General features: G+C 30.1%; 16 protein-coding genes. 2 read left to right on the top strand and 14 right to left on the bottom strand.

What is annotated here, in order from left to right; genetic code table 11:
• Positions 1 to 106: 106 nt before the first annotated feature.
• Positions 107 to 1,285 (top strand): AIR synthase related protein, encoded by a 1,179-nt coding sequence (locus OD91_RS12265; RefSeq protein WP_144896675.1) that lies wholly within the window; start codon positions 107 to 109, stop codon positions 1,283 to 1,285.
• 1 nt (position 1,286) lies between these two features.
• Here OD91_RS12265 and OD91_RS12270 read toward each other — a convergent pair whose 3' ends face one another.
• The 4 genes from OD91_RS12270 to OD91_RS12285 form a co-directional block, all read right to left on the bottom strand.
• Complete coding sequence (locus OD91_RS12270) at positions 1,287 to 1,634, bottom strand: hypothetical protein (protein ID WP_144896676.1); 348 nt, start codon at positions 1,632 to 1,634, stop codon at positions 1,287 to 1,289.
• A 277-nt stretch (positions 1,635 to 1,911) separates the two neighbouring features.
• Positions 1,912 to 2,406: an SRPBCC domain-containing protein gene (locus tag OD91_RS12275; RefSeq protein ID WP_144896677.1), complete on the bottom strand. Its 495-nt coding sequence runs from the start codon at positions 2,404 to 2,406 to the stop codon at positions 1,912 to 1,914.
• Positions 2,407 to 3,087: 681 nt separating this feature from the next.
• Entirely contained in the window at positions 3,088 to 3,528 is a 441-nt protein-coding gene (locus OD91_RS12280) for a DUF6265 family protein (RefSeq protein WP_144896678.1), read from the bottom strand.
• A complete protein-coding gene (locus OD91_RS12285) occupies positions 3,525 to 4,181 on the bottom strand; it encodes an ATP-binding cassette domain-containing protein (RefSeq protein ID WP_144896679.1) in 657 nt (218 codons plus the stop codon). The genes OD91_RS12280 and OD91_RS12285 overlap by 4 nt, the downstream gene beginning before the upstream one ends.
• A 377-nt stretch (positions 4,182 to 4,558) precedes the next feature.
• Between OD91_RS12285 and prfA the strand changes: the two genes are divergently transcribed.
• Positions 4,559 to 5,635 (top strand): peptide chain release factor 1, encoded by a 1,077-nt coding sequence (gene prfA / locus OD91_RS12290; RefSeq protein ID WP_144896680.1) that lies wholly within the window; start codon positions 4,559 to 4,561, stop codon positions 5,633 to 5,635.
• A gap of 48 nt (positions 5,636 to 5,683) precedes the next feature.
• Here the strand turns inward: prfA and OD91_RS12295 are convergent, their stop codons facing one another.
• The 10 genes from OD91_RS12295 to thrS form a co-directional block, all read right to left on the bottom strand.
• Positions 5,684 to 6,445, bottom strand: a complete 762-nt coding sequence (locus tag OD91_RS12295; RefSeq protein WP_144896681.1) for an MBL fold metallo-hydrolase — start codon at positions 6,443 to 6,445, stop codon at positions 5,684 to 5,686.
• Between the two features lie 53 nt (positions 6,446 to 6,498).
• Complete coding sequence (locus OD91_RS12300; RefSeq protein ID WP_144896682.1) at positions 6,499 to 8,904, bottom strand: glycoside hydrolase family 31 protein; 2,406 nt, start codon at positions 8,902 to 8,904, stop codon at positions 6,499 to 6,501.
• 102 nt (positions 8,905 to 9,006) lie between these two features.
• Positions 9,007 to 10,911, bottom strand: a complete 1,905-nt coding sequence (gene glgB / locus OD91_RS12305; RefSeq protein WP_144896683.1) for a 1,4-alpha-glucan branching protein GlgB — start codon at positions 10,909 to 10,911, stop codon at positions 9,007 to 9,009.
• 30 nt (positions 10,912 to 10,941) lie between these two features.
• Positions 10,942 to 12,207 (bottom strand): glucose-1-phosphate adenylyltransferase, encoded by a 1,266-nt coding sequence (locus OD91_RS12310; RefSeq protein WP_144896684.1) that lies wholly within the window; start codon positions 12,205 to 12,207, stop codon positions 10,942 to 10,944.
• A gap of 3 nt (positions 12,208 to 12,210) precedes the next feature.
• Complete coding sequence (locus OD91_RS12315) at positions 12,211 to 13,611, bottom strand: glycogen synthase (RefSeq protein ID WP_144896685.1); 1,401 nt, start codon at positions 13,609 to 13,611, stop codon at positions 12,211 to 12,213.
• 141 nt (positions 13,612 to 13,752) lie between these two features.
• On the bottom strand, positions 13,753 to 14,334 hold the full coding sequence (locus OD91_RS12320) for a hypothetical protein (RefSeq protein ID WP_144896686.1): 582 nt from the start codon (positions 14,332 to 14,334) through the stop codon (positions 13,753 to 13,755).
• Between the two features lie 83 nt (positions 14,335 to 14,417).
• Positions 14,418 to 14,762, bottom strand: a complete 345-nt coding sequence (gene rplT, locus OD91_RS12325) for a 50S ribosomal protein L20 (protein ID WP_144896687.1) — start codon at positions 14,760 to 14,762, stop codon at positions 14,418 to 14,420.
• Between the two features lie 94 nt (positions 14,763 to 14,856).
• A complete protein-coding gene (gene rpmI, locus OD91_RS12330) occupies positions 14,857 to 15,054 on the bottom strand; it encodes a 50S ribosomal protein L35 (RefSeq protein ID WP_144896688.1) in 198 nt (65 codons plus the stop codon).
• A 66-nt stretch (positions 15,055 to 15,120) separates the two neighbouring features.
• The gene (gene infC / locus OD91_RS12335; RefSeq protein WP_222428679.1) at positions 15,121 to 15,648 is read right to left on the bottom strand and encodes a translation initiation factor IF-3; all 528 of its coding nucleotides are present in this window, start codon (positions 15,646 to 15,648) and stop codon (positions 15,121 to 15,123) included.
• A 76-nt stretch (positions 15,649 to 15,724) separates the two neighbouring features.
• Positions 15,725 to 17,665, bottom strand: coding sequence for a threonine--tRNA ligase (gene thrS, locus OD91_RS12340; protein WP_144896689.1), 1,941 nt, complete (start codon positions 17,663 to 17,665; stop codon positions 15,725 to 15,727).
• Positions 17,666 to 17,768 lie beyond the last annotated feature (103 nt).

Genomic DNA, 17,768 nt, shown 5'->3' on the forward strand with positions numbered 1-17,768 from the left:
AAAAATATGATGTTGATAAAATACGTCATTTGCCGTATTTTTAAATGAAGATAAATTATTGTTTTTATCCTCAAAAAATTACCTTTGCAACCTTACAATACACAACATGAGTCAAGAAGTTTCTAAACGATACGCACAACGCGGAGTTTCTGCATCTAAAGAAGATGTACATAATGCTATTAAGAATATAGATAAAGGATTATTCCCAAAAGCGTTTTGTAAAATTGTTCCCGATTATTTAACAAATGATGAAGATTATTGTTTGATAATGCATGCAGATGGCGCTGGAACTAAATCTTCTTTGGCATATATGTATTGGAAAGAAACGGGTGATGTTTCTGTATGGAAAGGTATTGCGCAAGATGCGTTAATTATGAATATTGATGATTTGCTTTGTGTTGGAGCAACCGATAATATACTACTTTCTTCCACTATTGGACGTAATAAAAGTAAGATTCCTGGAGAAGTATTGTCAGCAATTATAAACGGAACAGAAGAACTTATTGAAGATCTAAAAGGTTTTGGTGTTACGATACATTCAACTGGAGGAGAAACCGCAGATGTTGGTGATTTAGTACGTACAATTATTGTAGACTCTACAGTTACAGCACGTATGAAACGTACGGATGTAATTGATAATGCGAATATAAAAGCAGGAGATGTAATTGTTGGTTTAGAATCTTTTGGACAAGCAACTTATGAAACTGAATATAATGGAGGAATGGGTTCTAATGGATTAACATCTGCAAGACACGATGTTTTTCATAAATATTTAGCCGATAAATATCCAGAAAGTTTCGATGCTGCAGTTCCAGAAGAATTAGTCTATTCTGGAAATACTAAGTTAACAGATTTAGTAGAAAACTCTCCAATTGATGCTGGTAAATTAGTCTTGTCTCCAACAAGAACATATGCACCTATTATAAAAGAAATTTTATCGAAGTTCAGTTCTGATACTGTTCATGGAATGATTCATTGTTCTGGTGGAGCGCAAACTAAAATTTTACACTTTGTAGATAATTTACATATTGTAAAAGATAATCTATTTCCAATTCCGCCTTTATTTAAATTGATACAAGAACAATCTAAAACTGATTGGAAAGAAATGTATCAAGTTTTTAATTGCGGACACAGAATGGAAATTTATGTTGCTAAAGAAGTAGCTCAAGACATTATTGCAATTTCTAAATCCTTTAATGTTGATGCGAAAATAGTTGGTAGAGTTGAGGCTTCAACAACAAAAAAACTCACTATTAAAAGTGAGTTTGGTGTTTTTGAGTATTAAATTACTTTTTTTTATAAGATGAATAAAAAACTGTTTTCCAGTCATCTTGGAAATCTGTAAAAATTAAATTATCACCAGAGATAGTAATTTTACCACTAAAATTTTCTGGATAAACTCCTCCAGATGTACCTCTTTTAATAACTGCTTTACCTTCAAACAAATTATTTTCTAGAGTAAAATAACCTGCAATAAAAATATCATTATATTCGTATTGAAAATTGGTATTTATAAATGTTAGTGTTTTATCACCTAATTTCCAAGTTCCAACTAATTGATCTCTTGAAATATTATCTTCATTACTGCAAGAAATCATTGATATAAAAACTATTAAATAAATTATCTTTTTCATTTTTTATTATTTTTTTTAAACTCAATCCACTCAGTTTCATTAGGAAATGAACGTAGCTCACTTAACAGCGTTGTTAATTCATTTTTATTCATTTGTCATATAAAAATCAGTTATTAATTATCTTTATTTCAGGTAATTAAGTGTTTGTTTAAAACGTTTAGTCACATAGTAATCACATAGACAAATGTATGAAAAAAAGATACTTTATTTAGAGAAAAATAAATATTCCTTTAATTTTTCAAAACAAAATCAATTTAAAAAAAAGACATTTTGTGTACTAACTATTCACTAAATCTTTAGTTTTGTCTTGGTTTAAACCTTTTTCATTTAATGTAATATTGTGTTCTAAATAGGCTTTAAGATTGGCAAGCCAAAAAGTCCAACCTGTAGAACAACCTACATAAAACTCCATTTTACTTTTATCATCTGTAGGAATATTATCTTGCGTTAAAACTACCTCTGTGCAATTCTGGGCTTCATTTAATTGCACATGTACATTGCCTGCACTACCAAAGCTAAACGAAAGAACATCTTTGTGGTTTGTAGTTAAAATCTCACCACTCTCTGTTGATTTCCAATTATACCACTTCCAAATAAATGTATCTCCTTTTTGAATTAATTCATTTAGATTTCTTGTCTTTAAGCCATCGCTATAATCAGCTTTTTCTAAAAGCCATTTTTCAATTCCTGCTTTTGTAGCCCAACATTTAAAAACATCTTCAACAGGTTTATTTATTGAAATCCTTTTTATAAATTTAGTCCAATCTTGCATAGTAAAGAAGTTTTAATTAGTGTTTAATTTATCAAATATAAAATCAATTTTAAAATCTGGATTAGCAACTTCTGCTTTTAATTGTTTCTTTTCTAACGAATAGGTTATCTTCTTAGGAAACTCATTTTTTGGATTTTCAGCAATAAAAGAAGAATCAGTTTGTTGAGTAAATTTAAATAGAGTAGGAGAATCATTAACATCTTCAACCTTTAAAAATAAAGTGTCTTTTAAATTAATGATACTCAGAATTTCTTTAAAAGTAGTGTCTTTTTCTTTTATGTTAATTCCTGAACCTGTAAAATTTTTATGCCAAGTTTCAAAGGTTGTCTTCCTTCTTTTCCATTAATTCGTATCCAATCACCAATTAAAAACGAAGGTTTTTTTATTTCAGGCTTTTTAGTTTTACAAGAAATTAAAATAAAAAAAACTCACTATTAAAAGTGAGTTTGGATTTTTGACTATTAAACTCTTAAAAACAATTTGTTGGTACATCAAAACAAGTTTTACTACCGTCAGGTCGATTGAAACAATTCTGTTTTGTTTCACAAGTATTTTCTTCTGGAGTACAAGATGAAATAATCACTAAGAACACTACTAATATTAAATATTTAATTTTCATATTATATTTTTTTAAGTTAATACCTCAAATATTTTACATTGAAATTGATAAGGTAAATGTAATTAGTTTTTTATTTTTTCAAAAACAAAATCAATTTTAAAATCTGGATTAGCAACTTCTGCTTTTAATTGTTTCTTTTCTAACCAATAGGTTATCTTTTTCGGAAATTCATTTTTTGGATTTTCAGCAATAAAAGAAGAATCAGTTTGTTGAGTAAATTTAAATAGAGTTGGAGATTCATTTACACCTTCAACTTTTAAAAATATGGTGTCTTTTAAATTAATGATACTCAGAATTTCTTTAAAAGTAGTGTCTTTTTCTTTTATAGTAATTCCTGAACCTGTAAAATTTTTATGCCAAGTTTCAAAGGTTGTACTTCCTTCTTTTCCATTAATTCGTATCCAATCACCAATTAAAAACGAAGGTTTTTTTATTTCAGGCTTTTTAGTTTTACAAGAAATTAATAGAAAAAAGGAGAAAATTATTAAGAGTGTGTTTTTCATAAATCGTTTATATAGTTATGCTGAATTAATTCTTTTTTAGATTTAATTAATCTACTCCAACCATCTTTTAATAAGTAAAGGTCATCCGAAACTTCTAAAATCTCTTTATATAAATGATCGGTAATTATAATTATTTTATGTTTCTTTTCTATATCTAAAATTTCTTTAATTTTATTAATATACAAGGGTGAAAGATGTGAAAAAGGTTCATCTAACATAACAATCTTAGCTTTAGATCTAAGAATTATATAAGTTTCAATTAATCTTCTTTCTCCACCAGAAAATTGATAAATAGCATTGTTTATTTGTGCTTTAAAACTCGGGAAATCAATTAAGAAATTTTCTAATGAAGTATTAAATAAAGCAAACCCTTTTTTTAGTGATAATGTTTTTTTTAAAATATGAAACTGTGGCAAAAACTTAATAATCCCTTTTTTATATAATGGTTTTAAAATAGGGGTGTTATTAATACGTGTTAGTTTATTTTTAGGTGTTAATTCACCAAAAATAATTCTTAATAAAGATGTTTTTCCGCATCCATTACTGCCTAGTACTCCTGTAACTTTACCTTCCTCAGCTTTAAAATAAATAGCTTTTAGAATTTCTATTTTTCCGAAATTTAATTCAATGTTATCAATTTCTAAAACATCCATTTAATATACATATTTACAATTGTTAAAATGATTATGTTTAGAAAAAAGGTAAAAGAATAAAGCTTAATTTGAGTAAGTCCTAAATTAAAATAGAGGTACAGATTTTTATTTTTTGGGTCGTTAATATATCGTTGATATAGCCAAAGCAATAATGTAGTAGAAATTAATATAAAAAAAGCTAAGGGCATCGCTTTAAACTTTAGTAAGGTAAAAAGGGCTAACCCCAAAGGAGGAAAAAACATGTTCTTATAAAAAAGAAAATAAAGTTTAAGCGTTTTCATAGAATTTGTTGCCTTTAAAATCAAATATACATCAAATCAATTATAAAAACTTTCCGATAAAAATTGTAAATTCGCATTCCAAGAAATGAATTCCCAATGTTAGATAAAATAAAAATTGTAAAGCAACGTTTTGATGAGGTTTCGGATTTAATTATCCAGCCAGATATTATTACAAATCAAAAACGTTACGTACAATTAAATAAAGAATATAAAGATTTAGGTAAGGTTGTAGAAAGAGGTAATGAGTATGAAACGTTACTAAATAATATTGCTGAAGCTAAAGAAATTATTTCTGACGGTTCTGACGCAGAAATGGTAGAAATGGCTAAGATGGAAATGGATGAAGCTAATGCTAGAATTCCAGTTTTAGAAGACGAAATTAAATTCTTGTTAATTCCTAAAGACCCAGAAGATTCTAAAAATGCAGTTGTAGAATTACGTGCCGGAACTGGAGGTGATGAGGCTAGTATTTTTGCTGGAGATTTGTTTAGAATGTATACTAAATATTGTGAAGGTAGAGGTTGGAAAGTTTCTACTGTAGATTATTCTGAAGGAACAAATGGGGGATTTAAAGAAATTCAGTTTGAAGTTACTGGTGATGATGTGTATGGAACGTTAAAATTTGAAGCGGGTGTTCACCGCGTACAACGTGTACCACAAACTGAAACACAAGGTAGAGTGCATACTTCTGCAGCAACTTGTATGGTTTTTCCAGAAGCAGAAGAGTTTGATGTAGAAATTAATCCAAAAGAGGTGAGAATCGATTTTTTCTGTTCATCAGGTCCAGGAGGTCAGTCTGTAAATACAACTTATTCTGCGGTGCGTTTAACACATATTCCAACAGGTTTGGTAGCACAATGTCAAGATCAAAAAAGTCAACATAAAAATAAAGAGAAAGCATTTAAAGTATTACGTTCTCGTTTATATGATTTAGAATTGGCGAAAAAGCAAGCAGAAGATGCTGCAAAAAGAGGTACTATGGTTACTTCTGGAGATAGATCAGCAAAAATTAGAACGTATAATTATCCACAAGGAAGAGTTACTGATCATAGAATTGGCTTAACTTTATATGATTTAGCTAATATTGTAAATGGTGATGTTCAGAAAATTATAGACGAACTAATGTTGGCAGAAAACACGTCAAAATTAAAAGAACTTAGTGACGGTTTTTAATTGTCATATTCCTGTGAAAGCAGGAATCTTATAAAATTAAAACCTTAATTATTTCTGATACCAATTTCTTAAACGGACTTCAATATTTTTATTTTTAGAATTTACTAATTCTTTAAATTTAGAGGTATCGCTAATCATTCCTTTTCCTCTATAATGATACGGATATACAATCTTTGGATTAAAATCTAACACGCCATCCGCAGCTTCATTTATGTCCATTGTGTAGGGTAAATTCATACAAACAAATGCAATATCAATATTTTGTAACATTCTCATTTCCTGAATTGCAGCGGTATCACCAGAGATATAAAGATCAAAGTCTCTGATAGAAACTACATACCCATTTCCTCGACCTTTTGTATGTTTTTTAGCATTTTCTGCTTCGGGACGATTATACATCGCAATAGCATTAATATAAAAGCCTAATCTGTGAACAGCTTGATCGTTTTTTAAAACAACAGTATTTGATTTATAAGGTTCAGGTAATTTTTCTGCTACTACATTCGGAGCAATAATAATCGCTTTTTTAGGAGATAATTCTTCAATGGTTTTTAGATTGAAATGATCTCCATGAATATCTGTGATTAAAATAATATCAGGACTTTTTAATCCAGTATAAGCAACTTTTCCACCTGTAGGATCAACATAAATAGTTTTGTTGTTGTAAGATAAAACTAAACTACCGTGTTTAATAGGTTGAATTTTAAGGCTACCATAACCAGTATTTATAATGTCTGATGGTGGTAACGTATTTTGTGAATTGGTAATACTAAAACTTAAAAAAGCTATACATGTAAAAAGTAACTTCATAATGGAATAAAATTTATAATAGTAATATTACAAATTTTATTCCAAAAAGTATTTTATTGACCAAATAAATGCAATTCAGTAAATTCTTTATCTATTGTGATGGTTTGATGTCCGTTAACCTTTAAATTATCTAAACTAATAGCAACATTATCTATTTGAACAGATGTAATTGTAAACGGTAAACTATGTAATACAATTTTGAATTTAGAATACTCTGCATCAAATTTACCTTGTTTATGTTGCTGTAAGATAAACTCGTTTGCTTTTCCAGTTACTTTAAAAGTACGTAAACTATAACGTCCTTTTTTATAATCGTATCCATCATGTGCATCATCATATAATTGAGAACGTTCTTTACCATCTTTATAATAAACATCTAAAGTAATTTCGTCAAATTTCTTTTCGCCAACATATTGTTGAACAGGATATTTAGGAATAACAGCACCTTCTTTAATAAATATAGGCATACTATCTAAATCTGCATCTACCCAAATTTCTTTTCTTCCTTCTACAACTTCATCCGTCCAGAAATTAAACCATTTTCCTCGAGGAATATACATTCTTCTTCCTTTAGCATTTGGCTCTTGAATTGGGCAAACTAAAATTTTATCACCATATACAAATTCATCACTTCTATAATGTGTTGCTGTATCTTCTTGATCAAATAAAACCAGAGATTTTAAAATTGGTGTACCGTTATTAATATGATTCCAAAAAGCAGTATATAAATATGGTAAAAGCTGATATCTTAACTCGACAAACTTTCTAACAATATCTGTAATTTCATCTCCAAAAACCCAAGGTTCTTGATCTCCATGATCTCCAGAAGAATGAACTCTACAAAACGCGTGAAAGATTCCTAATTGAATCCATCTTGCAAATAATTCTCCTTGTGGTTGTTCTGCAAATCCTCCAATATCAGATCCTGCAAAAGAGAAACCAGACATTGCCATTCTTTGCGCTTGATTGTTGGCAATTGCTAAATGTTCCCAAGTTGCAACATTATCGCCCATCCAAGTTGATGTATAACGTTGTGTACCAGAATAAGCAGCTCTAGTTATTACAAAAGGACGTTTTGGATATGCGTATTTTTTTAAACCATGATAGGTTGCACGCGCCATTTGCATTCCATAAACATTGTGTGCTTTTCTATGAGAACATCGGTTTCCATCATAATCATGACGTACATCATTTGGAAAAGATTTGTTAGGAACGTCCATTACAGCTGGCTCATTCATATCATTCCAAACACCTTTTACACCAATATCTTCAATGAGTTCTTTAAATAAACCAGACCACCATTCTCTAACTTCTGGTTTGGTGTAATCAGGAAAATAACATTCTCCAGGCCAAACTTTCCCTTTCATATAAGGACCATCTGCACGTTTACAGAAATAATCTTTATCCAATGCTTCTTTAAAAACATCGTATTCTAAATCTATTTTGATTCCTGGATCTATAATAACAACGGTTTTAAAGCCATCATCTTCTAATTCTTTTACCATCCTTTTAGGATCTGGAAAGTAGTTTTTATCCCAAGTAAAACATCTAAAACCATCCATATAATCGATGTCTAAATAAATTGCATCACATGGTATTTTTAAATCTCTAAAGGTTTTAGTTATTTCTTTTACATTACTTTCTGGATAATAGCTCCATTTACATTGATGAAATCCTAATGCCCATAAAGGAGGCATTGCATGTGGTTTACCTGTTAAGTCTGTATAATTTGCAACAACATCACCCATTTCTGGGCCATAGATAAAATAGTAATTCATTTCACCACCTTGTGCCCAAAAACTAGTTATATTTCTTCTTTCTTGTGCAAAATCGAAAAAAGTTTTAAAGGTGTTATCAAAGAAAATACCATAGGCTTTATTATTATGAATTGAGGTGTAAAAAGGAATTGCTTTATAAATAGGATCTGTGTCTTTACCAAAAGCATAAGAATCTGTAACCCAATTCTGGAAACGTTTTCCTTTTAAGTTTACATCAACAGGTTTATCACCTAAACCATAAAAGCTTTCAGATTTCTGACAAATCTTACTCATTTTTACGATATCGCCACCATATTCATAACTTTCTTCCCAGTGAAAACCAATTTCATCTTGGTTGATGAGTTTTAAATCTTTTGCATCGTAAATACTAACTTGTAAACTGTCTTTTTCTACTTTACAGATCAATTTTGATGTTGTGATGATATAATGAGTTTCGTCTTCAGAAACTTCTAAATGATTATATCCTCTACTAGCATATTTTGTAATTCCGTAAGAAAAATCATTTTCAAATTTTCCAGTGGTAGAATATCTAAAACGCAAAACACTATCTCTAACAACAGTAAGTTGTAAAACAACGCCGTTTTTTGTTGTGAAATGAAGGGTATCTACATCTTTTTTGTAGTTTGTTATATTGGATGGAAATAAATTTCCTTTTTGCTCAAGTTCTGTATTAACAATCATTATATCTTATTGATTTTAACTGATACAAAAAAACGCAAAAATCCTAGATTTTAAAAGGAATTACAGTCTTATATCTACGATAACGTTTTAGTAATCTGTAGTTTAATATTTTAGTGCAATCATGGCTAATGGTGGCAGATTTAATTCAATCGAATTTTCTCTAGCATTCCACTTTTTAGCTTCTGATTTTAATTTCTTGTTTGTGTAATTTCCAGTACCATTAAATGATGCATCATCACTATTAAAAACTTCTTTCAACGTTCCAGATTTTGGCAATCCTATTCTATAATTTTCTCTAGGAATAGGAGTGAGGTTACAGATAATAATTACTGAATCTTTTTCTGTTTTTCCTTTTCTGATGTAGGAAATAACTGAATTTTCATGATCTCCATGATCTATCCATTCAAAACCTTCGTAAGAGAATTGTTTTTGATGAAAAGCTTTCTCTTTTTTGTAAAAAGTATTTAATGCTTTTACTAAATTCTGTGCTCCTTTATGCACATCATATTCTAATAAATGCCAATCTAAACTTTGTTGAAAATTCCATTCAGCAACTTGCCCAAATTCAGAACCTTGAAACAATAATTTTGCTCCAGGATGCGTAAACATAAAGCTATATAACAAACGTAAATTTGCAAAACGTTGCCATTCATCACCAGGCATTTTATCTAAAATAGATTTCTTTCCGTACACCACTTCATCATGAGAAAGTGGTAGCATAAAGTTTTCTGTAAAAGCGTAATTTAAACTGAATGTTAATTCGTTTTGATGGTGTTTTCTATAGATTGGTTCTTTAGCAAAATAGTCTAAGGAATCGTGCATCCAGCCCATCATCCATTTCATCCCAAAACCTAATCCATCAGAAAAAACTGGACTAGAAACTTTTGGAAAAGAAGTTGATTCTTCTGCTATAGTTTGCACATCAGGAAAGTTTTCATAGACAGCAACATTCATTTCTTTGATAAACGAAATTGCGTCTAAATTTTCTCTTCCTCCATATTGATTTGGTTCCCATTCGCCATCTTCTCTAGAATAATCTAAAAATAACATAGAGGCTACAGCATCTACACGTAAACCATCAGCATGGTATTGATCTAACCAAAAAAGTGCATTACTAATTAAGAATGATTTTACTTCGTTTCTTCCGTAGTTAAAAATTAAACTTTTCCAATCTTGATGATATCCTTTTCTTGGATCTGGATGTTCGTATAAACTTGAACCGTCAAAATTACCCAAACCATGAGCATCTGATGGAAAATGTGAAGGAACCCAATCTAAGATAACTCCAATTCCTTTTTCGTGAAATTTATCAACTAAAAATTTAAATTCGTCTGGATAACCAAAACGTGAAGTAGGAGCGAAGTAGCCTGTTAACTGATATCCCCAACTTGGATCGTAAGGAAACTCCATAATTGGCATAAATTCTACGTGTGTAAAATTCATGTCAGCAACATAATCTACTAATTCAGTAGCTAATTCTGTATAGCTTAAAAACCTGTTTTCTTCAATTTTTTGTTTCCAAGAACCTAAATGAACTTCATAAACAGAATATGGCGCATCTAAAGCGTTATTCTTTTTACGAGATTTCATCCACTTTTTATCTTTCCAACTGTAATTATCTTCCCAGATTATAGAAGCTGTTTTTGGTGGATGTTCGCATCTACGAGCGTAGGGATCTGCTTTTTCGGTAACAATATCATTATTGCTACTTTTTATTTTGTATTTATAAACGTTTCCTTTTCCAATATGTGGAATAAATCCTTCCCAAATTCCACTAGAATCCCAACGTACATTTAGTTGATGCTCAGAATCGTTCCAAAAATTAAAATCTCCAATTACAGAAACTTCTTTTGCGCTTGGTGCCCAAACCGCAAAATAGGTTCCCTCAATACCTTTTACAGTAGTGATATGAGAGCCGAATTTTTCGTATAATTTATAGTGTTTTCCAGCTTTAAATAAGTGGATATCGAATTCTGAAAATAAACTATGTGCTATAACTTTAGGCATATATTGGATTTGGAAAATATGAAAATGTGATTACTTAATAACAGTTCCTTTCGGGATTGTGGCACCTTTTTTAATGACAACAATTCCGTCTTTTACTTGGTATGTTTCAGTTTCAATATCTTCTAAATGTTTGCCTCCATCAATTGTTACGTTATCTCCAATTCTACAGTTTTTGTCTACAATACAATTATTGATATTACAGTTATCACCTATTCCTAAAAGGTTTTCAATATTGTTGTTCTCTATATCTTCTAAAGATTCATAGACATCAGATCCCATCATATACGTATTAGAAACTACGGTGTTTTTACCAATTCTTGAACGAACACCGATAACACTTCTTTCAATTTTGTTAGCAAGAATAATACAACCATCAGAAATTACAGCTTTATTTAAAGTAGCACCTGCTATTTTTGAAGTAGGTAAAATTCTAGCTCTTGTATAAACTCTGTTTTCATCATATAAATTGAATTTAGGAATATCATCAGTTAAACCTAAATTAGCTTCAAAAAACGAATCTATTGTTCCAATATCAGTCCAATATCCTTCATATTGATAACTTACTGTTTTATGATTGTGTATAGATTGCGGAATGATTTCTTTCCCAAAATCAATGGTATCAGGATTCTCCATTAACTTCACTAATAAATTTCTATTAAAAATATAGATTCCCATAGAAGCTAGGTAATTTTTGCCTTCATTTTTCATTTCGCTACTTACATCCGAAGTCCAATCTTTTAATAAACTTGCGTCTGGTTTTTCTATAAAAGAAGTAATTGTATTCTCATTATCAGTCTTTAAAATCCCAAAACCAGTTGCGTCTTTTTCGTTTACAGGATACGTTGCAATAGATATTTCAGCATTACTTTCTTTATGCTTTTTTATCATATCCTTAAAATCCATATTATACAATTGATCTCCAGATAGAATTAAAGCATATTCAAAATCATTTTGTAAAAAGTGATGCATACTTTGTCTTACAGCATCCGCAGTTCCTTGAAACCATTTATCACTTTGCATGGTTTGTTCTGCTGCTAAAACATCTACAAAAGCTTTACTAAAAAAGCTAAAGTGATAGGTGTTTTTGATGTGTTTATTTAATGATGCAGAATTAAACTGAGTTAACACATACATTCTTTTAATATTGGAATTGATACAGTTAGAAATTGGGATATCTACCAATCTATATTTTCCTGCAATAGGTACAGCAGGTTTAGATCTGTCTGCGGTTAAAGGGTATAATCTAGAACCTTGTCCGCCACCTAATATTATTGATAAAACATCATCACTATTCATAACTTAATTTTTTAAAGATTGATATAATTTTACGTATTCTTGGGCAGAATTGTTCCAAGAATGATCTATTTCCATTATTTTTTTTGAGTTATTAGAAAACTCTTTTTTATTCTGATAAAAAGCTGTTGCTCTTGCAATAGCTTTTGTTGTTTCTTCTATATTAACACCATTATGACGAATCCCAAATCCATCATTTTTAATATCGATAATTGTATCTTTTAATCCGCCAATAGCATTTACAATTGGCACAGTTCCGTACCGTAACGAATACATTTGATTTAATCCACAAGGTTCTACTCTAGAAGGCATCAGTAAGAAATCTCCACCAGCATAAATAATATGTGATAGTTTTTCATCATATCCAATATGTGCATTAAAATTTGGTAACGTTAATAGAGGTTTTAAAGATTCTTCATTGGTTTTATCTCCAGAACCTAAAAGTAGGATTGAAATATCGTTTTCTGATAATGCTTTCTTGAATATTTCAGAAAATAGATCTGCACCCTTTTCATGAACTAATCGTCCTATAAATACAAAAAGTGGTTTTTTATTGTCTAAATTGTACTTTTTACAAAGCCAATCTTTGTTTGCTTTTTTACCAGAAACAATTGTCGATTTCTTATAGTTTTTTATAATGTGAGAATCAGTTTCAGGATTCCAAACCTTCCAATCAATTCCGTTTAAAATACCAACACACTTTGCACTTTCGTGGTTTAATAAATCTTCTAAACCATTTGCTTTTTGCTTGAGTTCTTCCATATAAGAAGGAGAAACTGTAGTTACTCTCCAAGAACATTTTATAGCTGCTGCTAGCGGATTTATATTTCCACCCCAATCTAATAAACCAACGTTATCAAAATTAAACTGTGGTATTAAATTCACTTTATTATGTGCAAACCAACCTTGATATTGTGCGTTATGTATTGTTAAAACGGTTGGTGTAAACTTTAAAGATTCATATTTAAAACACTGTGAAACCATAAAAGGAATTAACCCAGTATGATGATCATGTGTGTGAATTATATCTGGTTTCTTTTCTAAAGTTAAAACCCAATCTAAGGTAGCAATCTGAAAAGCTAAAAATCGATCTGTATCATCTACAGAATACACATAATCCTTATATAATAAACTTGGAACATCAACACAAAATAAATCAAAACCTAAAGCATCGTCTTCTATTTTTAAAATAGTGTAATTATGATTTTGATCGCCAAGTTTTAAAGTATTATTGTATACTTTTTCGAAGTTGTTATTTTGAGTAAATGTATTGTTGTAAAATGGCATTACAACATTACTATTCGTTTTTAGTTCGTTTTGATATTTTGGTAAAGCGCCAGCAACGTCAGCTAAACCACCAACTTTTGCAATAGGGTAACATTCTGCTGTTATGTGTAGTATATTCACGTTATATATTGCTATTAGAATTCTAAATTTACAAAATAAATTTACAGTAAAAGTCTATTTTAAAATTATTAAGAGAAACAAGATATTAATATGGTTTAATTATCAAATTGTTAATTTTAACACTATAAATAATTAAGTTTGTTAAGCGCCACGTTGTTTGTTTATTTCGTCTTGTAGTTGTCTACGAACTTTTTGTTCTCTTTCTAAAGCTTTTTTTCTATGTTGTTCAAATTCAAACTCAACGTCGGCTAAACTGTCTTTTGCTTGCCTTGTCAATACATTACTATTATTAAACCTATAAATAAAGAAAAGTAAACCTATTAATAAAGTAAATATTAATCCCCAAACAATAATATTATATAGCGATTTAGATAAATTTATGCCTAATATATTAACTGTGTTGTCTTTTGATATAGCGTTATCTAAATTTCCTTGAACTTGTTCTATTTCAGTTTTTAATTTATTTTTTTCTGCCGATGTAGTTAAAATTAGCTTTTCTTTTTCTTGAATAACGTTCTTTAGTTCCTTAATAGAATCTAAAACATCTGTTTTTAATTTCTGAAAACGTGTTTTTCGGATAACTTTATAGTCTTGATAAGAACTAGAGGTTCTGTAAATTGCATCAAATTGGACCTGTAATGTGTTTTGTTGATTAGTGTTTTCTTGTGCTATTATTGAACTAGTTGATAAAAGTAAAAACAATAAACGAATAAAAATTTTCATAGTTACGGGGTTTTGAATGCTAAAATTAATAAAAAAACCCCAAACAATAAAGTTTGGGGTTCTATATAAGCAAGGTTTATAATCTATTTTACTTTCTCTACAATTGCCTTAAAAGCCTCTGGGTTGTTCATCGCTAAATCTGCTAAAACCTTACGGTTTAATTCAATGTTGTTAGCTTTTACTTTCCCCATAAACTGCGAGTAAGACATTCCGTGTAAACGAGCTCCTGCGTTAATACGCATAATCCATAAAGCACGAAAGTTTCTCTTATTATTTTTACGGTCACGGTATGCATAAAGCATTGCTTTTTCTACCGCATTTTTTGCTACTGTGTAAACGTTTTTTCTACGTCCGAAGTAACCTTTTGCTGCCTTCAAGATTTTTTTTCTTCTTTTTCTTGAGGCTACTGAATTTACTGATCTTGGCATAATTCAAATTGTTTTTTGTAGTAGGCGATTCATTTAAGAATACTTTTATTTTTTGCCTAACTCCATGGTTAATAATTAAATTCCCTTTTTAAACTTATTTTAAGTTTAATTGTTGTTTGATGTTCGCTTCATCAGACTTATGTACTAATGTAGCGTGCGTCAATTTAAGCTTACGTTTCTTAGACTTCTTTGTTAAGATATGACTCTTAAACGCGTGCTTTCTTTTAATTTTTCCAGAACCAGTTAACTTAAAACGTTTCTTGGCACTAGATTTGGTTTTCATTTTAGGCATCTCCTTCGTTTTTATCTTGCTTATTATCTTTAAATTCTCAAATTACTCTTAAGAGTAATTTGAGAATTATTTTACTTTTTTGGGAGCAATAAACATAATCATACGTTTACCTTCTAATTTAGGCATTTGCTCAACTTTACCATATTCTTCAAGCTCTTGTGCTAGTTTTAATAAAAGAATTTGTCCTTGCTCTTTAAAGATGATTGAACGTCCTTTAAAGAAAACAAATGCTTTTAATTTAGCACCATCTTTTAAAAATTTAATGGCGTGTTTCTTTTTAAACTCATAGTCATGCTCATCTGTTTGAGGTCCAAAACGAATTTCTTTTACAATCACTTTAGTAGCCTTAGACTTTAAAGCTTTTTCTCGTTTCTTTTGTTCATACATGAACTTTTTGTAATCAATAATCTTACAAACTGGCGGCTTAGCTTTTGGAGAAATTTCTACCAAATCTAATTCTTGTTCTGCGGCTAACTCTTTTGCCTTCTCTAAAGAATAAACACCAACTTCAATGTTTTCACCAACTAAACGGACTTCATCAACATATTTGATTTTGTCGTTTATTCTGTGTTGATCTTCTTTGATTACTCTCAAAGGTCTTCTCGACCTACTTCTACGTATTGCTATGACTTATAAATTTAAATTAATATAATGTGCTGTTTTATCAGCTCTAAAATTCTTTTTTTGTTTTGTTAATTTCTTCATTGATTAATGATACAAATTCTTCTATTGTAAATGTACCTAAATCTCCTTCACCATGCTTTCTTACAGAAACTGTACCATTTTCTTCTTCCTTTTCGCCAACAATAACCATAAATGGTATTTTGCTAACTTCTGCATCCCTAATCTTTCTGCCTGTCTTCTCGTTTCTACTATCTACGAGGGCGCGAATTTCGGAATTTTCTAACGAATGTAAAACTTTTTCTGTATATTTTTGATATTTCTCACTGATTGGCAATAAGATAACTTGATCTGGTGTAAGCCAAAGCGGGAAATTTCCTCCTGTATGTTCTAATAACACTGCAATAAACCGTTCCATAGATCCAAAAGGAGCTCTATGAATCATCACAGGTCTGTGCAACTGATTATCGGCACCTTTATAGGTTAATTCAAAACGTTCTGGTAAATTATAGTCAACTTGTATGGTTCCAAGTTGCCAACTTCTGCCTAAAGCGTCTTTTACCATAAAGTCTAATTTAGGACCATAAAAAGCAGCTTCACCTTCTTCAATTACAAAATCTAGACCTTTATCTGTTGCGGCATTAATAATTGCTTGTTCAGCAATTTCCCAAGTTTCAACATCACCTATATATTTATCAAGGTTTTCCATATCACGTATAGAAACTTGAGCGGTAAAATTTTCAAACCCTAAAGAACCAAAAACGTATAAAACTAAATCGATTACATCTTTAAATTCTTGATCTAACTGTTCTGGTGTGCAGAATATATGTGCATCATCTTGTGTAAAACCTCTTACACGAGTTAATCCATGTAATTCACCACTTTGTTCATACCTATAGACAGTTCCGAATTCTGCAAAACGTTTTGGTAAGTCTTTATATGAATAAGGTTTAAAATTGTAAACCTCACAGTGGTGTGGACAATTCATGGGTTTTAATAAAAACTCCTCATCCATTTTAGGAGTCTTAATAGCTTGAAAGCTATCTTCTCCATATTTTTCATAATGACCAGAAGTTACATATAATTCTTTCTGACCAATATGAGGAGTCATTACCATTTCATATCCGGCTTTTTTCTGAGCAGCCTTTAAAAAGTCTTCCAGTCTTCCTCTTAATGCAGCGCCTTTTGGTAACCACAATGGTAAACCAGCACCAACTTTTTGAGAAAAAGTAAATAATTCTAACTCTCTTCCTAATTTTCTATGATCTCGTTTTTTTGCTTCCTCTAGTAATTCAAGGTATTCGGTCAACATTTTTTGTTTAGGGAACGAAATTCCATAAACCCTAGTAAGTTGATTGTTTTTTTCATCACCTCGCCAATAAGCTCCAGCAACATTCATAATCTTTATAGCTTTTATGATACCAGTGTTTGGTATATGTCCACCACGACATAAGTCTGTAAAGTTACTGTGATCACAAAAAGTAATATCACCATCAGTTAAATTTTCTATTAATTCAACTTTATATTGATTATTTTGTTCTTTATAATATGTTAATGCATCTGCTTTAGAAATAGACCTTAATTTAAAATCTGCCTTTTCTCTAGCTCTTTCTAAAAATTTCTTTTCAATTTGATTAAAGTCTTTTTCAGAAATAGTTTCATTGCCAAAATCTACATCATAATAAAACCCGTTCTCTATAGCAGGACCTATTGTTAGTTTAGCATTTGGATAAAAATCTAAAATAGTCTGCGCTAATACGTGTGCAGAAGAATGCCAAAAAGCTTTTTTACCATCAGTATCATTAAACGTATAAAGAATTAATGAGCCATCTGTGGTTAATGGAGTAGAGGTTTCTACTGTTGCTCCATTAAAATTCGCAGAAATAACATTTCTAGCAAAACCTTCACTAATATTCTTAGCAACGTCCATTGGTGTGCTATTCACTTCAAACTCTTTAACGTTTCCGTCTGGTAATGTAATTTTAATCATTTAGTATGTTTTATTATTTCCTTACAATTGGAAATTGCGATGGCAAAGATATTGTAAAAGCTTTTTTAATACAATTCATTAGTACATTATTACTATAGTATTT

Origin of the sequence: Lutibacter sp. Hel_I_33_5 (assembly GCF_007827455.1) — a bacterium.
Taxonomy (GTDB): Bacteria; Bacteroidota; Bacteroidia; order Flavobacteriales; family Flavobacteriaceae; genus Polaribacter.

What these genes read in the sequence shown, in the direction of transcription:
- OD91_RS12265 (WP_144896675.1), top strand. Translation starts at nt 107, where the DNA reads ATGAGTCAAGAAGTTTCTAAACGATACGCACAACGCGGAGTTTCTGCA.
- OD91_RS12270 (WP_144896676.1), bottom strand. Translation starts at nt 1,634, where the DNA reads ATGAAAAAGATAATTTATTTAATAGTTTTTATATCAATGATTTCTTGC.
- OD91_RS12275 (WP_144896677.1), bottom strand. Translation starts at nt 2,406, where the DNA reads ATGCAAGATTGGACTAAATTTATAAAAAGGATTTCAATAAATAAACCT.
- OD91_RS12280 (WP_144896678.1), bottom strand. Translation starts at nt 3,528, where the DNA reads ATGAAAAACACACTCTTAATAATTTTCTCCTTTTTTCTATTAATTTCT.
- OD91_RS12285 (WP_144896679.1), bottom strand. Translation starts at nt 4,181, where the DNA reads ATGGATGTTTTAGAAATTGATAACATTGAATTAAATTTCGGAAAAATA.
- prfA (WP_144896680.1), top strand. Translation starts at nt 4,559, where the DNA reads ATGTTAGATAAAATAAAAATTGTAAAGCAACGTTTTGATGAGGTTTCG.
- OD91_RS12295 (WP_144896681.1), bottom strand. Translation starts at nt 6,445, where the DNA reads ATGAAGTTACTTTTTACATGTATAGCTTTTTTAAGTTTTAGTATTACC.
- OD91_RS12300 (WP_144896682.1), bottom strand. Translation starts at nt 8,904, where the DNA reads ATGATTGTTAATACAGAACTTGAGCAAAAAGGAAATTTATTTCCATCC.
- glgB (WP_144896683.1), bottom strand. Translation starts at nt 10,911, where the DNA reads ATGCCTAAAGTTATAGCACATAGTTTATTTTCAGAATTCGATATCCAC.
- OD91_RS12310 (WP_144896684.1), bottom strand. Translation starts at nt 12,207, where the DNA reads ATGAATAGTGATGATGTTTTATCAATAATATTAGGTGGCGGACAAGGT.
- OD91_RS12320 (WP_144896686.1), bottom strand. Translation starts at nt 14,334, where the DNA reads ATGAAAATTTTTATTCGTTTATTGTTTTTACTTTTATCAACTAGTTCA.
- rplT (WP_144896687.1), bottom strand. Translation starts at nt 14,762, where the DNA reads ATGCCAAGATCAGTAAATTCAGTAGCCTCAAGAAAAAGAAGAAAAAAA.
- rpmI (WP_144896688.1), bottom strand. Translation starts at nt 15,054, where the DNA reads ATGCCTAAAATGAAAACCAAATCTAGTGCCAAGAAACGTTTTAAGTTA.
- thrS (WP_144896689.1), bottom strand. Translation starts at nt 17,665, where the DNA reads ATGATTAAAATTACATTACCAGACGGAAACGTTAAAGAGTTTGAAGTG.